General features: G+C 57.4%; 17 protein-coding genes and 1 tRNA gene. 2 read left to right on the forward strand and 16 right to left on the reverse strand.

The window, feature by feature from the left end; genetic code table 11:
- Positions 1-27: 27 nt before the first annotated feature.
- The gene (locus tag ACR0NN_RS23025; RefSeq protein WP_170727192.1) at positions 28-1,080 is read right to left on the reverse strand and encodes a TRAP transporter substrate-binding protein; all 1,053 of its coding nucleotides are present in this window, start codon (positions 1,078-1,080) and stop codon (positions 28-30) included.
- 330 nt (positions 1,081-1,410) lie between these two features.
- Here ACR0NN_RS23025 and ACR0NN_RS23030 point away from each other — a divergent pair, with 330 nt between their 5' ends.
- Positions 1,411-2,184 carry a FadR/GntR family transcriptional regulator gene (locus tag ACR0NN_RS23030; RefSeq protein ID WP_170727195.1) on the forward strand — a complete coding sequence of 258 codons (774 nt, stop codon included), beginning with the start codon at positions 1,411-1,413 and terminating at the stop codon, positions 2,182-2,184.
- A 79-nt stretch (positions 2,185-2,263) separates the two neighbouring features.
- Here ACR0NN_RS23030 and ACR0NN_RS23035 read toward each other — a convergent pair whose 3' ends face one another.
- The 10 genes from ACR0NN_RS23035 to ACR0NN_RS23080 all read right to left on the reverse strand — a co-directional run bounded on the left by ACR0NN_RS23035 (position 2,264) and on the right by ACR0NN_RS23080 (position 8,954).
- Positions 2,264-3,007 (reverse strand): hypothetical protein, encoded by a 744-nt coding sequence (locus ACR0NN_RS23035; RefSeq protein ID WP_170727197.1) that lies wholly within the window; start codon positions 3,005-3,007, stop codon positions 2,264-2,266.
- 142 nt (positions 3,008-3,149) lie between these two features.
- Entirely contained in the window at positions 3,150-3,743 is a 594-nt protein-coding gene (locus ACR0NN_RS23040; RefSeq protein ID WP_170727198.1) for a GNAT family N-acetyltransferase, read from the reverse strand.
- Positions 3,736-4,134, reverse strand: coding sequence for a ketosteroid isomerase-related protein (locus ACR0NN_RS23045; RefSeq protein ID WP_170727199.1), 399 nt, complete (start codon positions 4,132-4,134; stop codon positions 3,736-3,738). The genes ACR0NN_RS23040 and ACR0NN_RS23045 overlap by 8 nt, the downstream gene beginning before the upstream one ends.
- Before the next feature lie 2 nt (positions 4,135-4,136).
- Entirely contained in the window at positions 4,137-4,589 is a 453-nt protein-coding gene (locus tag ACR0NN_RS23050; RefSeq protein ID WP_170727200.1) for an arsenate-mycothiol transferase ArsC, read from the reverse strand.
- A gap of 3 nt (positions 4,590-4,592) precedes the next feature.
- Positions 4,593-5,072, reverse strand: a complete 480-nt coding sequence (locus ACR0NN_RS23055) for a UPF0262 family protein (RefSeq protein WP_170687483.1) — start codon at positions 5,070-5,072, stop codon at positions 4,593-4,595.
- Between the two features lie 98 nt (positions 5,073-5,170).
- Positions 5,171-6,472, reverse strand: coding sequence for a histidinol dehydrogenase (gene hisD, locus ACR0NN_RS23060; RefSeq protein WP_170727201.1), 1,302 nt, complete (start codon positions 6,470-6,472; stop codon positions 5,171-5,173).
- A gap of 60 nt (positions 6,473-6,532) precedes the next feature.
- Complete coding sequence (locus ACR0NN_RS23065) at positions 6,533-7,054, reverse strand: GNAT family N-acetyltransferase (protein WP_170727202.1); 522 nt, start codon at positions 7,052-7,054, stop codon at positions 6,533-6,535.
- Positions 7,051-7,527: a DUF2948 family protein gene (locus ACR0NN_RS23070; protein WP_170727229.1), complete on the reverse strand. Its 477-nt coding sequence runs from the start codon at positions 7,525-7,527 to the stop codon at positions 7,051-7,053. The genes ACR0NN_RS23065 and ACR0NN_RS23070 overlap by 4 nt, the downstream gene beginning before the upstream one ends.
- Entirely contained in the window at positions 7,524-8,792 is a 1,269-nt protein-coding gene (gene murA, locus ACR0NN_RS23075) for a UDP-N-acetylglucosamine 1-carboxyvinyltransferase (RefSeq protein WP_170727235.1), read from the reverse strand. The genes ACR0NN_RS23070 and murA overlap by 4 nt, the downstream gene beginning before the upstream one ends.
- A gap of 6 nt (positions 8,793-8,798) precedes the next feature.
- Entirely contained in the window at positions 8,799-8,954 is a 156-nt protein-coding gene (locus ACR0NN_RS23080) for a hypothetical protein (RefSeq protein WP_170727239.1), read from the reverse strand.
- An 83-nt stretch (positions 8,955-9,037) separates the two neighbouring features.
- Between ACR0NN_RS23080 and ACR0NN_RS23085 the strand changes: the two genes are divergently transcribed.
- A tRNA-Thr gene (locus ACR0NN_RS23085) sits at positions 9,038-9,112 on the forward strand.
- 111 nt (positions 9,113-9,223) lie between these two features.
- Here ACR0NN_RS23085 and ACR0NN_RS23090 read toward each other — a convergent pair.
- From ACR0NN_RS23090 to ACR0NN_RS23110, 5 genes are read right to left on the reverse strand one after another with little or no spacing between them, the layout of a single operon-like run.
- Positions 9,224-10,234, reverse strand: a complete 1,011-nt coding sequence (locus ACR0NN_RS23090; protein ID WP_170727241.1) for an Ldh family oxidoreductase — start codon at positions 10,232-10,234, stop codon at positions 9,224-9,226.
- A 13-nt stretch (positions 10,235-10,247) separates the two neighbouring features.
- On the reverse strand, positions 10,248-10,877 hold the full coding sequence (locus ACR0NN_RS23095) for a DUF3726 domain-containing protein (RefSeq protein ID WP_170727244.1): 630 nt from the start codon (positions 10,875-10,877) through the stop codon (positions 10,248-10,250).
- On the reverse strand, positions 10,874-12,511 hold the full coding sequence (locus ACR0NN_RS23100) for a hypothetical protein (protein WP_170727407.1): 1,638 nt from the start codon (positions 12,509-12,511) through the stop codon (positions 10,874-10,876). Before ACR0NN_RS23100 ends, ACR0NN_RS23095 begins: the two co-directional genes overlap by 4 nt.
- A 44-nt stretch (positions 12,512-12,555) precedes the next feature.
- Complete coding sequence (locus tag ACR0NN_RS23105; RefSeq protein WP_170727247.1) at positions 12,556-13,533, reverse strand: membrane dipeptidase; 978 nt, start codon at positions 13,531-13,533, stop codon at positions 12,556-12,558.
- Positions 13,533-14,975: an aldehyde dehydrogenase family protein gene (locus ACR0NN_RS23110; protein WP_170727249.1), complete on the reverse strand. Its 1,443-nt coding sequence runs from the start codon at positions 14,973-14,975 to the stop codon at positions 13,533-13,535. The genes ACR0NN_RS23105 and ACR0NN_RS23110 overlap by 1 nt, the downstream gene beginning before the upstream one ends.
- Position 14,976 lies beyond the last annotated feature (1 nt).

The following is a 14,976-nucleotide window of genomic DNA, read 5'->3' on the forward strand; positions in this document are numbered from 1 at the left end:
GCCCCCGGACAATTGCAAGCAACTAGTTTACTTGCGGGGGAGGAACGCGTTCTCTTTCCAAACGGCGTAACCGTCGCGGAATTCGTTCATATCGGCCAGAACCTTGGCGAAGAATTCGTCGTTGGCAGCTTGCTCTTCAGCCACTTCTTCCCAAGTCGCGCGGAAGGTCGACAGCATTTCATCATTCCACTGCTTGATCTGGACGCCGTTGTTTTCGACGTTGTCCAACAGGGCCGCGTGCTGTATCGCTTCACCTTCGGCAAAGCTGTCGGCCATCGAGGCTTTGCAAGCATTTTCGATGATCGCTTTGTGCTGGTCGCTGGCTTCGTTCCAGACGTCCTTGTTGATCATCAGTTCGAACACGGTCGCTTGCTGGTGCCAGCCGGGGAAGTAGTTGTACTTGACCAGCTTGTGGAAGCCGAGACGCGCATCAATCGCAGGCATCGAGAATTCGGTCGCGTCAATCGCGCCTTTTTCCAGCGCCGGGAAAATCTCGCCGCCAGGCAGCAGCGAAGTCGCCACACCCAGCTTCTGCATCACTTCACCGCCCAGACCAAAGAAGCGCATCTTCAGACCATTCAGGTCTTCGGGGCTGTTGATCTCATTCGCGAACCAGCCCGAAGTTTCGGGGGCGATGATCGCGCAGGGGATGACGTGGACGTTGAAACCCGCCTGATCATACATCTCCTGATACAGGCTCATGCCATTGCCGTAATACAGCCACGCCATGTATTCGCCCGCTTCCGGACCAAACGGAACAGCCGAGAACAGCGGCGCGGCCGGTATTTTACCCGCCCAGTATCCGGCAGTGGTGTAGCCCGAGTTGATCTTGCCAGAAGACACCGCATCCAGAATTTCAAACGGCGGAACCAGCTTGCCGGGCTCATAAACCTTCATTTTCAATGTACCGCCGGACATCAGGTCCAGCTGTTCTGCCACGCGCGGGATCGGCGAGCCGAGGCCCGGCAGGGCGGTGGAAAATGCGATTGGTGTTTTCAGCAGCATCTTGTCTGCGGCATGGGCAACTGGGGCTGCCAACAGTGAGGCCGCAACGGCGAGCGATGTCAGTGTGGTCTTCATGAGGTCTCCTCCAAGGTAAAGATCAGCCAACGATCTGGCTGCAACTTTCGCCGTTTGCACGGCCTGAGTGGTAAATATTATTGACCGGATTAATCAGTCAACAATTTTATTTACCACTTTGTGAGAGGCGATTTAGCTGACCGCTAGACAGAGGGCGGGCGTTTTCAAAGGATAATTTCAACGGAATTTTCTGTAATCTATTTTTAACAATTAGTTACGTGAATTTTTGGCATCCGTATTATTGGGTAGAACTTCTTGCAATACTGAGATGAAGTGGTAAACTTTATAAACAACTCATTCACCCACCACATCAGCTCTCGGACAGGTATTATGAGCGAAAACAGCCTTTTTGACCCTGTAGGTCACGAATCAATTGCTGACGCCGTTGTTGCCCAGATCGAGACCATGATCGTGGACGGCATCTTGAAAGAAGGTCGAAAAATCCCCTCTGAAAGAGAGCTCGCCGAAGCACTAGGCGTATCGCGGCCGAAATTGCGCGAAGCGCTTCAAACACTCGAAAATCGCGGCCTAGTGACGGTGCGCCACGGTGAGGGCACATTCATCGCAGCGCTTACCGGTCGGGCGATGTCCCCTGCCCTGTTGTCGCTTTATGCGCGGCATGGCACTGCATTCTACGACTATCTTGAATATCGGCGCGAACAAGAGGCCTTTGCCAGCCGCCTGGCAGCGCAGCGGGCGACGCAATCAGACAAGGAGCGTATCGCAGAAATCATCGAGGATATGCAGAAAGCATGGGAACTTGACGATCAGGATGCAAGTGAAGAGGCTGATATCCGGCTCCATGCCGCCGTTGCCGATGCGAGCCAGAACACGACGCTGATCCATATGATGGCATCGATTTATGACCTCACCCGCCAGGGTGTGTTCTATAACCGCCGATTTCTGCGCATGATGGATGGCACCGGAGAGGTGCTTCTGGAGCAACACAAGGAAATTGCGCAAGCCATCATCGACGGTGACCCAGACCGCGCCGAAGCAGCCGCCCGACGCCATATGGATTTTGTCGAGTCGTCTTTCCGTATCGGTCAGGAACAGCAGGCCCGCGAAATCCGAGCGGCAAAACGGCGGCAGTTTTCGTCCTGAGGCATCGAGGGGAAAGTCACGGCAACCAATGAACCTCGGAGAGTCGCCACAAGCTCAGGATGCTGAGTCTTGACTATGCTCACTCAACTGGCTCGCGTCTAAGACATTTTTCCAAGTCTGCTTCCAACGCTTCAAGATCTACCCCGTCTGCGGTCGATTCGACTGATGCGCCTCCGGCACCCCCCTTTAGACCGAGATTTTCCAGCAACGTATCCCAATCTGGAACATCGCGTTTCAATGATGCGCGCAACAGGACCTCGATCTTCCGAATGTACCACAGCGTTAAGGAGGTCACTCGAATACTAGGTGGTGTATCTTTGGTCACATGAGCAGCGATAGCGGTGCTTGCACATGCCATTGACTCCGACGCGATATAGAATGCTTGCGCCGCGCTATTCGGGTTTACGTATTTGGCGCCCTCATTGATCAAAGCTCCTCCGGCTAACACTAGTGCCAGGTCTTTCCCCGAAATCGAAGCCGCACTTCCCAGCGCTGCACCACCGGCAACCGTGATCAGTGCCGCAGCGGTCAGATCCCGATTACGGGCTGCTTCATCGCCCAGCCGCTTGTAGGCATCAGAAAGCTGAAGGGCATAATACGCGGTGCGAATGGGATCGCGATCCAGCAAAACGCTGCTGGATTGAAACGTTTCAGGCGGTGATTGGAAGGCACCACCAACAGTTATCGCGTGCTTAACTTCATCGCCGGATGTATTCGCCAAAATGGCCTGTTCAGCATTGAAGGCTCTGTTTTCGTAGGCACAGCCAGAGATTAGGGCCAGCGGCACCAAGGCCAGCATCAGGCGGTTGAACGCAGGTTTCATCAAATTTCCCCAAGAATACGCGCTATTGAATATAGCCAAACCATACAATCATGGGGTGTTCTGGGCAAATTTGGCCAATTTGTCCCGATCAGAGCGCTACCTAAACAAAAGGCATCACCGTTTTTCACAAAGCGCGCGCGTCCTATAAATCGCGGATCCAGAATTGTAGCGGTTTCAAAGTCTCGCCATCATTGCCCCGATCTTTCCACGAGAATTGCGCCACGACGCCAGGCAGCGGCACATATCCGCGCGCGCGCCAAAAACCGTCCAATGGGCGATAATGATCGGGCCGCATGGGATGGTCATCAGGGCGTACTACGCTGCAAAACGAGCACTTGGAAAAACCCAATGCACGGGCGTGGGCTTCTCGTTGATCAAAGAACGCATGCCCCACGCCTTGTCCGCGATATTGCGGCAGCAGAACAGATTCCGCGCAATAGAATATATCGCTTAGCCTCAGGCCTGAGCCTTCAAACGCAGCGGCGAAATCCTCTGCGTGATCCTCAAGGGGGGCGCCGGTCGAAGCACCAACCAAGGTGTCTGCGTCAAACGCCCCAACGACAATTGCCCTGTCACTATCGATGTAAGACTGCAGGTATTTGCGCTCATACTCCAAATCACCATCATAGAGATATGGCCAGGCGTGAAACACATTGATCCGCAGGCACGCCACATCGTCCAGCGCATCGACCAACGCCGACCCGGAGAGCGCGCGGACCTGCGAAACCTCAGCCATTCGATACCTGTTTGGTCCAGTCAGCTAGATTGTAGAACGTCGTCACGCGGGTGATCTTGCCATCCTTGAGGTCAAAGAACGAACCCGCTGGCAGGCGATAGGTTTGACCACGCGCTTCCGGAAGGCCCTCGTCAGTCTCCAGATAGGTGCCGTTGACGATGAATTCGGCGGCAGCACGGGCGCCACCTTCGGCCTCGAAAACCACGATATCGGTCAGATTTTCACGGTAACAGCGGTTCATATGCGTGCAAAAGGCCGCAAATTTCTCTTTGCCCACCCGGATTTGACCTTCGTTCACGTGATGGGCCACATCGTCGGACAGACAGGCCAGCATGCCCTCCACATCACCCGCATTGAAGGCATCGAAATAGCTTTTGACGGTCGGGTTCATGATCACTCCGTTGGTTCGCCCCAGCGGTCCTTCAGATGCGAGATGATCTGATCGCGGGTTTGTCGATAGTGACGTAGCTTTTCTTCGCGCGTCTCGCCTAATCCAGTAGGGTCCATTATTGGCCAATAATCGACATCCAGGTGAAAAATCCGGGTCAGTTCCAACGCCCGACGTTGGCTTGCGGGCGAAAGTGCGACGATCAAGTCAAATGAGCTGAGGTCATCCCCCCATTCCTCCATTTCGTCGAATGACCGACTGCGGTGGCGGGACAATTCGACATCAATCTCGTGACAGACCGCGATGCAAAAGCCGTCAATCTCAAGATCGCTATGTACCCCGGCGGATTGGACATAAGTGCCGGTGCCATAGAATTTCTTCATGATGCCTTCGGCCATCGGGGACCGAACCGAATTATGGTCGCAACAGAACAGGATCGACTGCGGCAGAGGCGTCACCCGTTAGCCTCCGAAATGCAGCACGCAGATCAGCGTGAAGAGGCGGCGGGCGGTATCTGTATCAACCTCGGCTTTGCCTTCCAGCCGTTCCTGCAACACGCGGCTGCCTTCATTGTGAATACCGCGCCGTGCCATGTCGATGGTTTCGATCTGGCTGGGCGGTAGATTCTTCACCGCGTTGAAATAGCTCTCACAAATCTGGAAATAGTCTTTGACTACTTGACGGAACGGCCCCAGCGAAAGGTGAAACTCGGCCGCTTTTTCGCTGGCCTCAGTTTCGATGTCAAAGACCAGCCGTTTGTCACGGATCGACAGTTGCAGATGATAAGGACCGTCCGGGATTGCCCGGTCGTCGCGTACGGGCAAGGTGAACGAGTTCTCCTCAAGCAGATCATAGATGGCAACCTTACGCTCCTGCTCAATCTCCGGTGTTGGCGGAGGCAGGTTTCGGTCATCCAGTTCGATATGCGAGATACGGGTCATCTTAACGGTCACAATCCTTGCGTCTGCACAGACCTATAACAATGAATTTCAATGGGCAACGCACAGAAACGCCATGAAGCACAGGTCTTTGCGTCGCATCAGCCGTTCAGCCGTTTCAGACGGGCGGTCACCGACAGCCCGTGCGCCTCAAGGCTTTCGGATTGGGCCAACGTTTCAGCAGCCGGGCCGATGGCGCGCAGGGCCTCGGGTGTCATCTGACTGAGCGTTGTGCGTTTGAGGAAGTCCATCACGCTGAGGCCCGATGAAAACCGCGCCGAACGCGCCGTTGGCAATACGTGATTTGGTCCACCAACATAGTCGCCAATGGCCTCGGGCGTGTATTGCCCGAGGAAGATCGCACCTGCGTGGATGGTTTTCTGGCTGAGCGCTTCGGGGTCAGCAACGCAGAGTTCAAGGTGTTCGGGAGCGATCCGATTGGACAGCGCTGCGGCTTCGTCCAGGTCCTGTACAATGATGACGGCGCCAAAATCGCGCCAGCTTGCGCCTGCGATCGCGCGGCGCTCCAGCGTCTCAAGACGTTTGTCGACAGTTTGCGCTACGGCCTGACCGAAACCAGCATCATCAGTGATCAGGATGGATTGCGCACTTTCGTCATGTTCTGCTTGGCTGAGTAGATCCAGAGCGATCCAATCGGGATCATTGTTCTTATCGGCGATCACCAGAATCTCTGACGGTCCCGCGATCATGTCGATGCCGACCTTGCCAAAGACCCGGCGTTTAGCGGCAGCCACAAAGGCGTTGCCGGGGCCCGTAATTTTGTCGACAGGCGCGATGGTCTCGGTCCCATATGCAAGCGCGGCAACCGCTTGTGCACCACCGATGCGATAGACCTCATCCACACTAGACAGCTGTGCCGCCAGCAGAACCAGCGGGTTCACTTGCCCATCCGGCGTAGGCACCACGATCGCCAGCCGCTCGACGCCCGCAACCTTCGCCGGGATCGCGTTCATCAGCACCGAAGAGGGGTATGACGCCAACCCGCCTGGCACATAGAGCCCCGCCGCCGAGACCGCAGACCAACGCCAGCCAAGCGTCGCGCCGGTCTCATCCGTCCATTGGTGATCCTCGGGCATCTGCCTCTCGTGATAAGCCCGAATGCGCACGGCGGCCAGTTCCAGCGCGGCGCGATCCTCGGGCGAGACCTGCACGACAGCCTCAGCAATTTCTTCTGCCGAAAAGGCCATTGTCTCGGGCGTCAGCTGCAACCGGTCGAATTTCGACGTCAACTCGATCACAGCCGCATCGCCCCGGGCACGCACATCGTCGATGATCTGCGCGACGACCGCATCCACATCGGGGCTGTCCTCACGCTTGGCGGACAGCAGCGTTTGAAATGCAGGTTCAAATTCGGCGGAGGTCGTGTCGAGGAAAACAGGCATAGTGGGAACTCCGAGAGCGTTTCACCGGGTCTTATCGCCGGGACCGGGCGGCCTCAACCCTTAGCCAGAGAGGTGCAACGATTTGCGCATCGGAAATTGCGGGATGCCATGCCATTTGGTTGGGTCACCGTGTTCCTGCCAACCTTGTTTGCGATAGAACGCATGGGCTGTTTTGGTGGCGTGCAAATGTGCCTCAACGCAGCCTTGCGCGCGCAGTTCATCCTCCAACCGCTGCAGCAGGGCCGCTCCAAGCCCGCGCGCCGCGTGGTCGGGGTCCACATAGAGCAGCGAAATCTCCGCTTCGGCGCGCAAGCCGCCCACAGCGGCAACCTCATCACCTTCCGTAACCACCCAAAGCTCGGCCCCGGATTCGATCCAGGTGCGGATTGAGGCCGGATCCTTGTTGGCGGTCCATAGCCTCAGTTTTTCGGGGTCATCCAGATGATCCGCCTGGCACAAATCGCCAATCGAGCGGACCAACACGCGGCTCATGCCAAACACATCGAACACAGTCGCATGGCGTATCGTGATACCTTGCGCCAGGTTCGGGAAAGCCTGTGCAATGCCGCGCTTGTTCTTCACTCGGGGTGATGCGGCGCGTGGCCAGATGGCGCTTTGTAAGGGCGAGTGACATCCTTGAGCGTGGCATCAATAGCTTCAACCGACAGGCGGATCGCACCATCTCCGGCCAGCGTCAGCAGGATCTGGCCCGCGCCATCCTCGCCCGGCTCGAATTCGACAGCCAACAAGGACAGGATCATATCCTTGTCGCTGCGATCGATGCCCTGACTGGCCACTGACAGGACCGAACCGAACATCAACACGGCCTGCACCCGCTCAAAAGCACGGCCGCGCCGAGCGGCGGCATCCTTGTCTTCCCAACGAAAGCGGTTGAGCAACAGCGCAAAGCGGCGCTGTCCGGGCTGCCAGGTCATCTCGGTAACCGGGAATATCGCATCCTGTGTCAAGGTCGCTATGACCTGAAGGTCATCAGCATCCTCGGCCCCCAGGTTCAGCGGTGCCTCGCGGCCGTCTTTGAAACTCGCGTCTGTCATTGGCCCTTAATCCGTTCAATCTTTGCGCCCACGCCTTCCAGCTTGCGCACCACATGCTCATATCCGCGGTCCAGATGATAGACCCGGCTGACCGTTGTCTCACCCTCCGCCGCCATACCGGCCAGGATCAAAGAGACAGAGGCCCGAAGATCCGTTGCCATCACCGGAGCGCCTTTCAATCGTTCAACACCAGTGACGGTGGCGGTGCCGCCATGCACCTCGATATTTGCACCCATACGAACCAGTTCCGGCGCGTGCATAAAGCGATTCTCGAAAATACGCTCTTCCAGCACCGAGGTGCCTTCGGCCGTACACATCAACGCCATCATTTGCGCCTGCAGGTCGGTCGGAAAACCCGGAAAGGGTTCAGTGACCACATCCACCGAAGTTATACGCCCGTTCTTGCGAGTGACTTTCAAGCCCTTCTCGGTCTCGGAAACACTGATCCCCGCCGCGTCCAACTTGGCGGCAAAGCTTTCAACCAGCGCCATGCGCCCACCCAGCAGCTCGACCTCTCCTCCGCATATGGCTGGGGCCAGCATATAGGTGCCCAGCTCAATCCGGTCAGTCACGACCTGATGGGTCGCGCCATGTAATCGGTCAACACCCTGAATTTTGATCGTCGAGGTCCCCTCGCCCGAAATCTGAGCACCCATCTTGCGCAGGCATTCGACCAGATCAACGATCTCGGGCTCGCGCGCGGCGTTCTTCAGCACCGTGGTGCCCTTGGCCAGCGTAGCCGCCATGACGATATTCTCGGTCGCGCCAACGGAGGCAAAGCGCATCTCATGCACCGCACCCTTCAGCCCACCGGGGGCCTTGGCGTGCAGATACCCGTCTTTCAGTTCAATCTCGGCTCCCAGCGCCTCCAACCCTTCGACGTGCAGGTCCATCGGGCGTGCACCGATGGCACATCCACCGGGCAGCGACACAACCGCCTGCCCGAACCGCGCCAGCAAAGGCCCAAGCACCAGATTCGACGCGCGCATCTTCCGCACAATGTCATAATCTGCCACATGGCTGGTCAGGCTGTGGCTGGACATCGCAATCACCTGCCCATCCTGCAGCGCGGACACCTCTGCCCCCAGCGACTGCAGCAAAGCGGTCATTGTCTTAATATCGCTCAGCCGCGGCGCATTGGTCAGCGTCAGCGGTTCTTCGCTGAGCAATGTCGCGGGCATCAGCGTCAAACACGCGTTTTTCGCCCCCGCAATCGGAATCTGCCCATTCAGCGGGCCATTCCCCGTCACCAGAATCGAATCCATCTGCTCTTATCCCTCGTCCTTGCCGGCTTTGTCCCCGGAGGCCGCCCGCGCCTTGGCCTGCGCCTTACGCCGCGCCATGTTCGCTTTCAGCGCCGCCTTCAAACGGTCTTCGCGCGTTTCCCCGGATTTACCGTGTTTTTTGGGTGAATTTTTGTCTGCCATTGTCTTTCTCTACAGCAGTGGAAAAAAACCGTCCAGACACCCTTGCGCCGCGTTTCGTTTGAGTCTAATCACCCGCCCACAGCGCTGCTGTAGCTCAGAGGTAGAGCACTCCCTTGGTAAGGGAGAGGTCGAGAGTTCAATTCTCTCCAGCAGCACCATTAAATCAACTTAGTTTTGTAGTTGCCCTTGTCCCTAAGGGTTATGCTGTCGCTGTGTCCTGATTTCCAGAATTGAGTTCTGGAGGCGTTCCGAACCTTCGCCGCAAGGCCCTACGTCAGCAGAGCCTGGATTTTGTCGAGTGTCGCAATATTAACAGCGACACCATCTGTTTTGGCCGCCAAACGCTTTGCCCGGCGACCGTCACCGGGCAAATGTGCACCGTCCTGAGAACGGATCGCTTCGACAAGGTCGACAATACTGGACGAAAACGTGTCATCTGAGGTGGCAGAAGCGTCAATTGCGATAAAGAACTGACCCGTTTTTGGAGGACCGCCAGCGGTGCCGGAAAAGGGGGAAGCATGTATTCCCAGCGTAGCGCCAGCCAGCGCTGCGGCCAAAACTTCGGTCAGCAAAGCAACGCCGACGCCCTTGTAGCCACCTGACGGAGCCATTGATCCTTTGAGCCCGACATTTGGGTCCGTCGTGGGATTTCCGTCCACGTCCAGCGCCCAGCCAACTGGGATCGGCTTGCCTTCGCGGGCGTGTTTCATGACCTCGCTCTTAGCGATTGTGCTGGCGCTCTGGTCAATCAACAAAGCCGGCTGCCCGTCTGTGCTCGGCACTGCGATTGAGAACGGATTGGTGCCTACGACAGGCTTGGACCCTCCTGAAGGCGCGATTGAGGCTGGGGCGTTGGTGAACCCCAGCCCAACCAGACCCGCCTGCGCCAGACGATAGGTATGATAGCCAAGGACGCCGCAATTATAGCTGTTTCGAATTGCAAGCGCGGCGATCCCTTGTTCGCGGGCCGCAGGGATCAGGGCCTCGAACCCGACATCAATCGCCGCATGCGCAAAACCCGTTGCGGCGTCTAAAGTCACGACCCCTGGACGCGGCTGCGCCAGCTCGGGCTTTGCCTGCCCGTCCACCTTGCCGCATTGGACATGTTCGCAATAGATCGGGATATAAGCCAAACCATGGCTGCCAACTCCATCTGCCTCGGTCGCGGCGGTTGCGATTGCCAACGGGCGTGCGTTTTCCTCGCTCGTACCCGCCGCAACCAGCGCCCGGAATGACAGATCCTCGATTTCAGCAAGCGAGAGGGTGCGGGTTTCAACCATATCAATCTCTTTTTCAGTCGTTGTCGGAAAGCCCGGCACCCGCGCCGAGCAAGCGGGATTCTTCCGTTGCCGGGGCATAGGTGCGATGGGCAAAGCTGTTAATGATTTCCCAACCCTTGGGGTCGGGTGTTGCGCGGGTGTGTAACGCACATGGCGCGGTCAAAGTGCCTCTTAAGGCGACCTCAATCGAGTCCGCGACAGGTGGGCAGACATCTTTCATAACCAGTCGCACACCATCGGTTACAGCAGAAAAATCCCCCGATTGGACAGTCGCAATCTGACTCTGGACGCGTGCTACCTGCGCTGCAAATGGCAACAATATCATGGGCGACGCGAGATGCCTGATCCGGATCGGACCGGAGTGCAGCAGGTGTGCGCAATCCGAAAGCGAAGCCCCGGTCAATAATGGGCACAAATCGCTATCCCCGACCCAGTCACCCCTTAGTTGAGTTGGAACATGCGCCTCGCCGCTGTTGGCAAACCCGCGCTTCAGCAGGCTCGACAGTTCCAATACGCCGTCGAGACCTTGTGCACACAGCCAGCGCGTCGCCTTTGCGGCTTCTTCAGCGATACCCCATTGGTAGCCTGCACCACGTGCCGCCCGCTTGGCGACGGCTTCAATTTCGTTGAGAGACAAACTCATGTGGTAAGCTCCGGGTACACCCAAAGATCAGCGCAATCGGTACTCAGTTCATCTGGATAAGGCGCACCGGAATACATGCAGATGCGCACCCAACGGTCCGAGCGTGGATCAAAATGCGTGGCACCAAAAAACGACAGTTTCGCCCGCAACATGTCGATCGGTAATACACCCGCACTGATCGTATTGTCGCGGATTTCGCCGTAAGGCGCGGTACGGCTCATCTGCGCGCGGCGGATCGTGTGGCGGTGTTCCGGATGGCGCAACAGAAACTCAGCAATAGAGTCGTCATCCGCCCAATCTGATAGCGCCTTATGCGCCAGTGCCGCGTCTCGGGCCGGGGCAAGCGGCTGTTCGTATTCGCCAATCGGTTCGATAAACCGCTCACCCAGGCGGGGTTCAAGCTTTTCTTCGGATACATACCAGGCGCGCGCGCAGTGCTCTGGCTCGTCCCAGTCCAGATCTAATGCCCAGCCAAAGCTATCACGGATCAGATCACGTACTTCGCCAACCGGCATTGCTCCATCAATCACATGCGCCCTGCTATTGCTGTCAGCCATGCAGCTTGTCAGCCCGTCAACCAGATCGCCATACGGTTCCAGGATCAGCGAGGCCAGCAATTCCTGCCCCTCTTCGCTCAGCGCGTCTTGTGACCACAAGATCAACCGATTCCATGGATGATTTCGCGTCAAATCAGCCTGATCCAGATAGTCGGATATTTCACCCAGATCAGCGTTCAGCGCTGTCAGTTTCTCGATCTGAATGGGATGCTCAGAGCGCCACCACGAGGTTGACAATTTGCTGCGCTCGAACACATCGCGAAAGCAAGCAACCTCAGCTTCTGAGGCAGTTTCAACAGACCGGACGCGCGCGATGGCCTCTTCCCGGACCATGATCCAGTTGTTGAACAGGACAGGATGGTTGACGATAAACGGCGCCATGCCCAGCCCGGTTGAATTGCCGATGCCCAGCCACCGCGCGATATCCGGGTCCAGCTCTGCCGTCTGATCCCCACCCTTGGCGCGGGCCATGTGTTGCACCAGATCGCGCACGAATGTTCGGGTCAGATAGACTGATAGCATTTCGGCCTGAAACGGCGCGCTGACTTCATCGCGATCTGCGATTTTCTCACGGTCCGCTGCGCCGAATTTGCCCGAACCATATACCGCGGTGGTCCGCATCAGATAGCCAACCTTGTAAATCTGTTCGACGTCGGGTTGCTGACCGGCGGACAAACGATCCACCACATGCGCCCAAAGGCGAACTGAGCGGTTAGCGCGTGACAGCGACAGCTCGCGCTCGCTGACGCGCCCGGCCTCTTGCAGGGGCACATTTTGCGTAAGACGTTCAATATCTTCTGGGCCGGGGACACCATCGAACAGAGCAAAGGTCGCATCCCACGCCTCGGCAATCACTCGGTCCGAACGTTTTTCGGGCGGCAGGTCATGGGCGAAAGCAACCAGCGAATAGGCACGTTCCGGGCCTTGAGCCGTGTATACAGCATGGCCGACGCCTTTTTCGTTAATTTCGAAAACCGGGCGCGTGAAGCTCCAGTTCTCAGCGGCCATCCGGCGGGTCAGTTGCCGCATGAAGCTGAGGCGACATTGATGCAACGACCCCAATCGCGACAAGCGCATCACCACGGCCGGATCGCGGCGCACGATATGAGGGCCTTGATCAGTCACGCGCCTTGAGGCCCGAAGTTCTCAGCAAAGAAGCGGTACCAGTTCCCGCCCATGATCCCTGCGATCTCTTCCGCATTCATACCCGTTGCGCGCAGCCCGTCCTCAATATTTCCAAAATCGCGATTGTCCTGAAACCAGCCCGGCATTGGTGGGAAACCAGGGGCTGCTGCCGAGCCCTCGCCATAGTCGATCTCTTTGCTCCAGCGCCCCACACGCATCCATTCGACGACGCTGTCTGGTTGGTCCTGGCACAGGTCGGTACCAATCCCCAGATGCGAGGCGCCGTATTTATCAGCTGTGCGGGCGATCATCTCACAGAAACTCTCCAACGTGCAGTCGGACTTGTCTTTCAGATGATGAGGATAGACCGAAAAGCCGAGCATCCCACCATTTTGTGTAACCGCCCGGATCACCGCATCGCGCTTGTTGCGCAGCGCGGAGCACCATTCGTGCGGATTGGCGTGAGTGATGGCGATGGGACGCTCGGACAGTTCAGCGGCCTCAATAGTCGATCGATCTGCCGAATGGCTCATATCGACGACAAGACCGACGCGGTTCATTTCCTTGATCACCTGCTTGCCCATGCGGGTGATGCCGGTGTCTTCGGCCTCGTAACATCCGGTGGCCAGCAGCGACTGGTTGTTATAGGTCAGCTGCATAAACCGCGCGCCCAGATCATGCAGGATCTCGACCAGGCCAATATCGTCTTCGATGGGGCTGGGGTTCTGGAACCCAAAGAACACAGCAGTGCGCCCTGTATCACGCGCTGTGTCAATGTCGCTGGCCCACCGCCCCTTCAAGATCAGGTCCGGGTATTGTTCGAACCAGCGGTTCCATTTCTCAAAGTTCAGAACCGTTTCACGAAAGTTTTCATGATAAGCGATGGTGACGTGGATCGCGTCCACGCCGCCTTCGCGCAGTTGGCGGAATATCTTCTCGGACCAGTTGGCATATTGCAGGCCGTCGATCCGCATCAGACTGGACCCGCGCTGATATAAGCGGTTTTGACGGTCGTATAGAATTCTGCCGCTGCCTTGCCCTGTTCGCGCGGGCCATAAGAGCTGTCACCGCGTCCGCCAAAAGGAACGTGATAATCCGTGCCCGCAGTAGGCAGATTGACGGTGATAACACCGGTCCGCGCGTTGCGGCGGAAGTGAGTGGCGCGGGCCAGCGATTTGGTCACGATGCCCGACGTTAGGCCGAAATTCGTGTCATTCACGACGCTCAGCGCCTCGTCATAGCTGCTGACCATGATGACGCTGGTTAATGGCGCGAACATCTCCTCGCGGTTGATACGCATGTTATTGGTTGTGTTAAGAAATACGCCCGGCGACATGTAAAACCCGTCATGCGGCATCTCAAGCCGCTGACCCCCGCATGCCAACTCGGCACCTTCGGATTTGCCCAGATCGACATAGGCGAGATTTTCTGTCAGTTGCTGCTGACTGACTACCGGCCCCATCTGAACGCCCTCTTCAAGCGCATGACCGACTTTCATCGCCTGCGCACCTGCGACCAGCTTTTCGACAAAAGCATCATGGATACCGGCATGCACCACCAGCCGAGATGAGGCAGTGCATTTCTGTCCGGTCCCACCGAAGGCGCCACCCAGTGCCAAACTTACCGCCAAATCCAGATCAGCGTCGTCCATCACGGCCAATGCGTTCTTGGAGCCCATCTCCATCTGCACTTTGGTCAGATTCTGAATAGCGGCAGCTGCAATGCCCTTGCCCACTGGCACGGAACCGGTGAAGGAAATTGCTTTAACTTTCGGGCTTTCGACCAATCGCTGACCGATACTGCGTCCTGACCCCATGACAAGGCTGAACAGACCTTTGGGAATGTCCTGCCGCTCAATAATCTCGGTCAGAGCCACTGCCGAAGCCGGCGTAATGTTGGCAGGCTTCCAGACCACCGCGTTGCCATAGCAGAGAGCGGGTGCAATCTTCCACGACGCCGTCGCAGTGGGGAAGTTCCACGGGCTGATGATGGCGACCACGCCAACCGCCTCGCGCCGCACGTCAATCTCGATGTCGGGGCGCACGGAATCTGCGTTTTCACCGATCTGGCGCAGGCATTCAGCGGCGTAGTAGGTGAAGAACTGGCCGGCCCGGAACACCTCGCCCTTGCCTTCGGCTAGCGGCTTGCCTTCTTCGCGGGCCAACAGCGTGCCCAGCTCTTCGGCGCGGGCCATCAGTTCGTTGCCTATGGCGTTCAGCACAGCCTGCTTGCGCTCCAGCCCGTAAGCCGCCCACTCGGCCTGTGCGATACGCGCCTGATCCAGCGTCGCCTCAAGCTGATCGGCGTTGGCCTGAGCAAACATGCCGACCAGATCGCTCAGGTCCGATGGATTGCGGTTTTCAATTTCGCTTTCGCCCGCCAGCCATTCGCCAGCGATCAGGTTCAGTTTGGTCACG

Source organism: Ruegeria sp. BA2 (genome assembly GCF_056539605.1).

Excerpts from the sequence above, each read along its gene's own strand:
- ACR0NN_RS23105 (WP_170727247.1), bottom strand. The coding sequence starts at position 13,533 with ATGCGGATCGACGGCCTGCAATATGCCAACTGGTCCGAGAAGATATTC.
- ACR0NN_RS23035 (WP_170727197.1), bottom strand. The coding sequence starts at position 3,007 with ATGAAACCTGCGTTCAACCGCCTGATGCTGGCCTTGGTGCCGCTGGCC.
- ACR0NN_RS23070 (WP_170727229.1), bottom strand. The coding sequence starts at position 7,527 with ATGACAGACGCGAGTTTCAAAGACGGCCGCGAGGCACCGCTGAACCTG.
- ACR0NN_RS23030 (WP_170727195.1), top strand. The coding sequence starts at position 1,411 with ATGAGCGAAAACAGCCTTTTTGACCCTGTAGGTCACGAATCAATTGCT.
- ACR0NN_RS23025 (WP_170727192.1), bottom strand. The coding sequence starts at position 1,080 with ATGAAGACCACACTGACATCGCTCGCCGTTGCGGCCTCACTGTTGGCA.
- ACR0NN_RS23055 (WP_170687483.1), bottom strand. The coding sequence starts at position 5,072 with ATGACCCGTATCTCGCATATCGAACTGGATGACCGAAACCTGCCTCCG.
- ACR0NN_RS23090 (WP_170727241.1), bottom strand. The coding sequence starts at position 10,234 with ATGGTTGAAACCCGCACCCTCTCGCTTGCTGAAATCGAGGATCTGTCA.
- ACR0NN_RS23045 (WP_170727199.1), bottom strand. The coding sequence starts at position 4,134 with ATGAACCCGACCGTCAAAAGCTATTTCGATGCCTTCAATGCGGGTGAT.
- ACR0NN_RS23100 (WP_170727407.1), bottom strand. The coding sequence starts at position 12,511 with ATGCGCTTGTCGCGATTGGGGTCGTTGCATCAATGTCGCCTCAGCTTC.
- ACR0NN_RS23080 (WP_170727239.1), bottom strand. The coding sequence starts at position 8,954 with ATGGCAGACAAAAATTCACCCAAAAAACACGGTAAATCCGGGGAAACG.
- ACR0NN_RS23095 (WP_170727244.1), bottom strand. The coding sequence starts at position 10,877 with ATGAGTTTGTCTCTCAACGAAATTGAAGCCGTCGCCAAGCGGGCGGCA.
- hisD (WP_170727201.1), bottom strand. The coding sequence starts at position 6,472 with ATGCCTGTTTTCCTCGACACGACCTCCGCCGAATTTGAACCTGCATTT.
- ACR0NN_RS23040 (WP_170727198.1), bottom strand. The coding sequence starts at position 3,743 with ATGGCTGAGGTTTCGCAGGTCCGCGCGCTCTCCGGGTCGGCGTTGGTC.
- murA (WP_170727235.1), bottom strand. The coding sequence starts at position 8,792 with ATGGATTCGATTCTGGTGACGGGGAATGGCCCGCTGAATGGGCAGATT.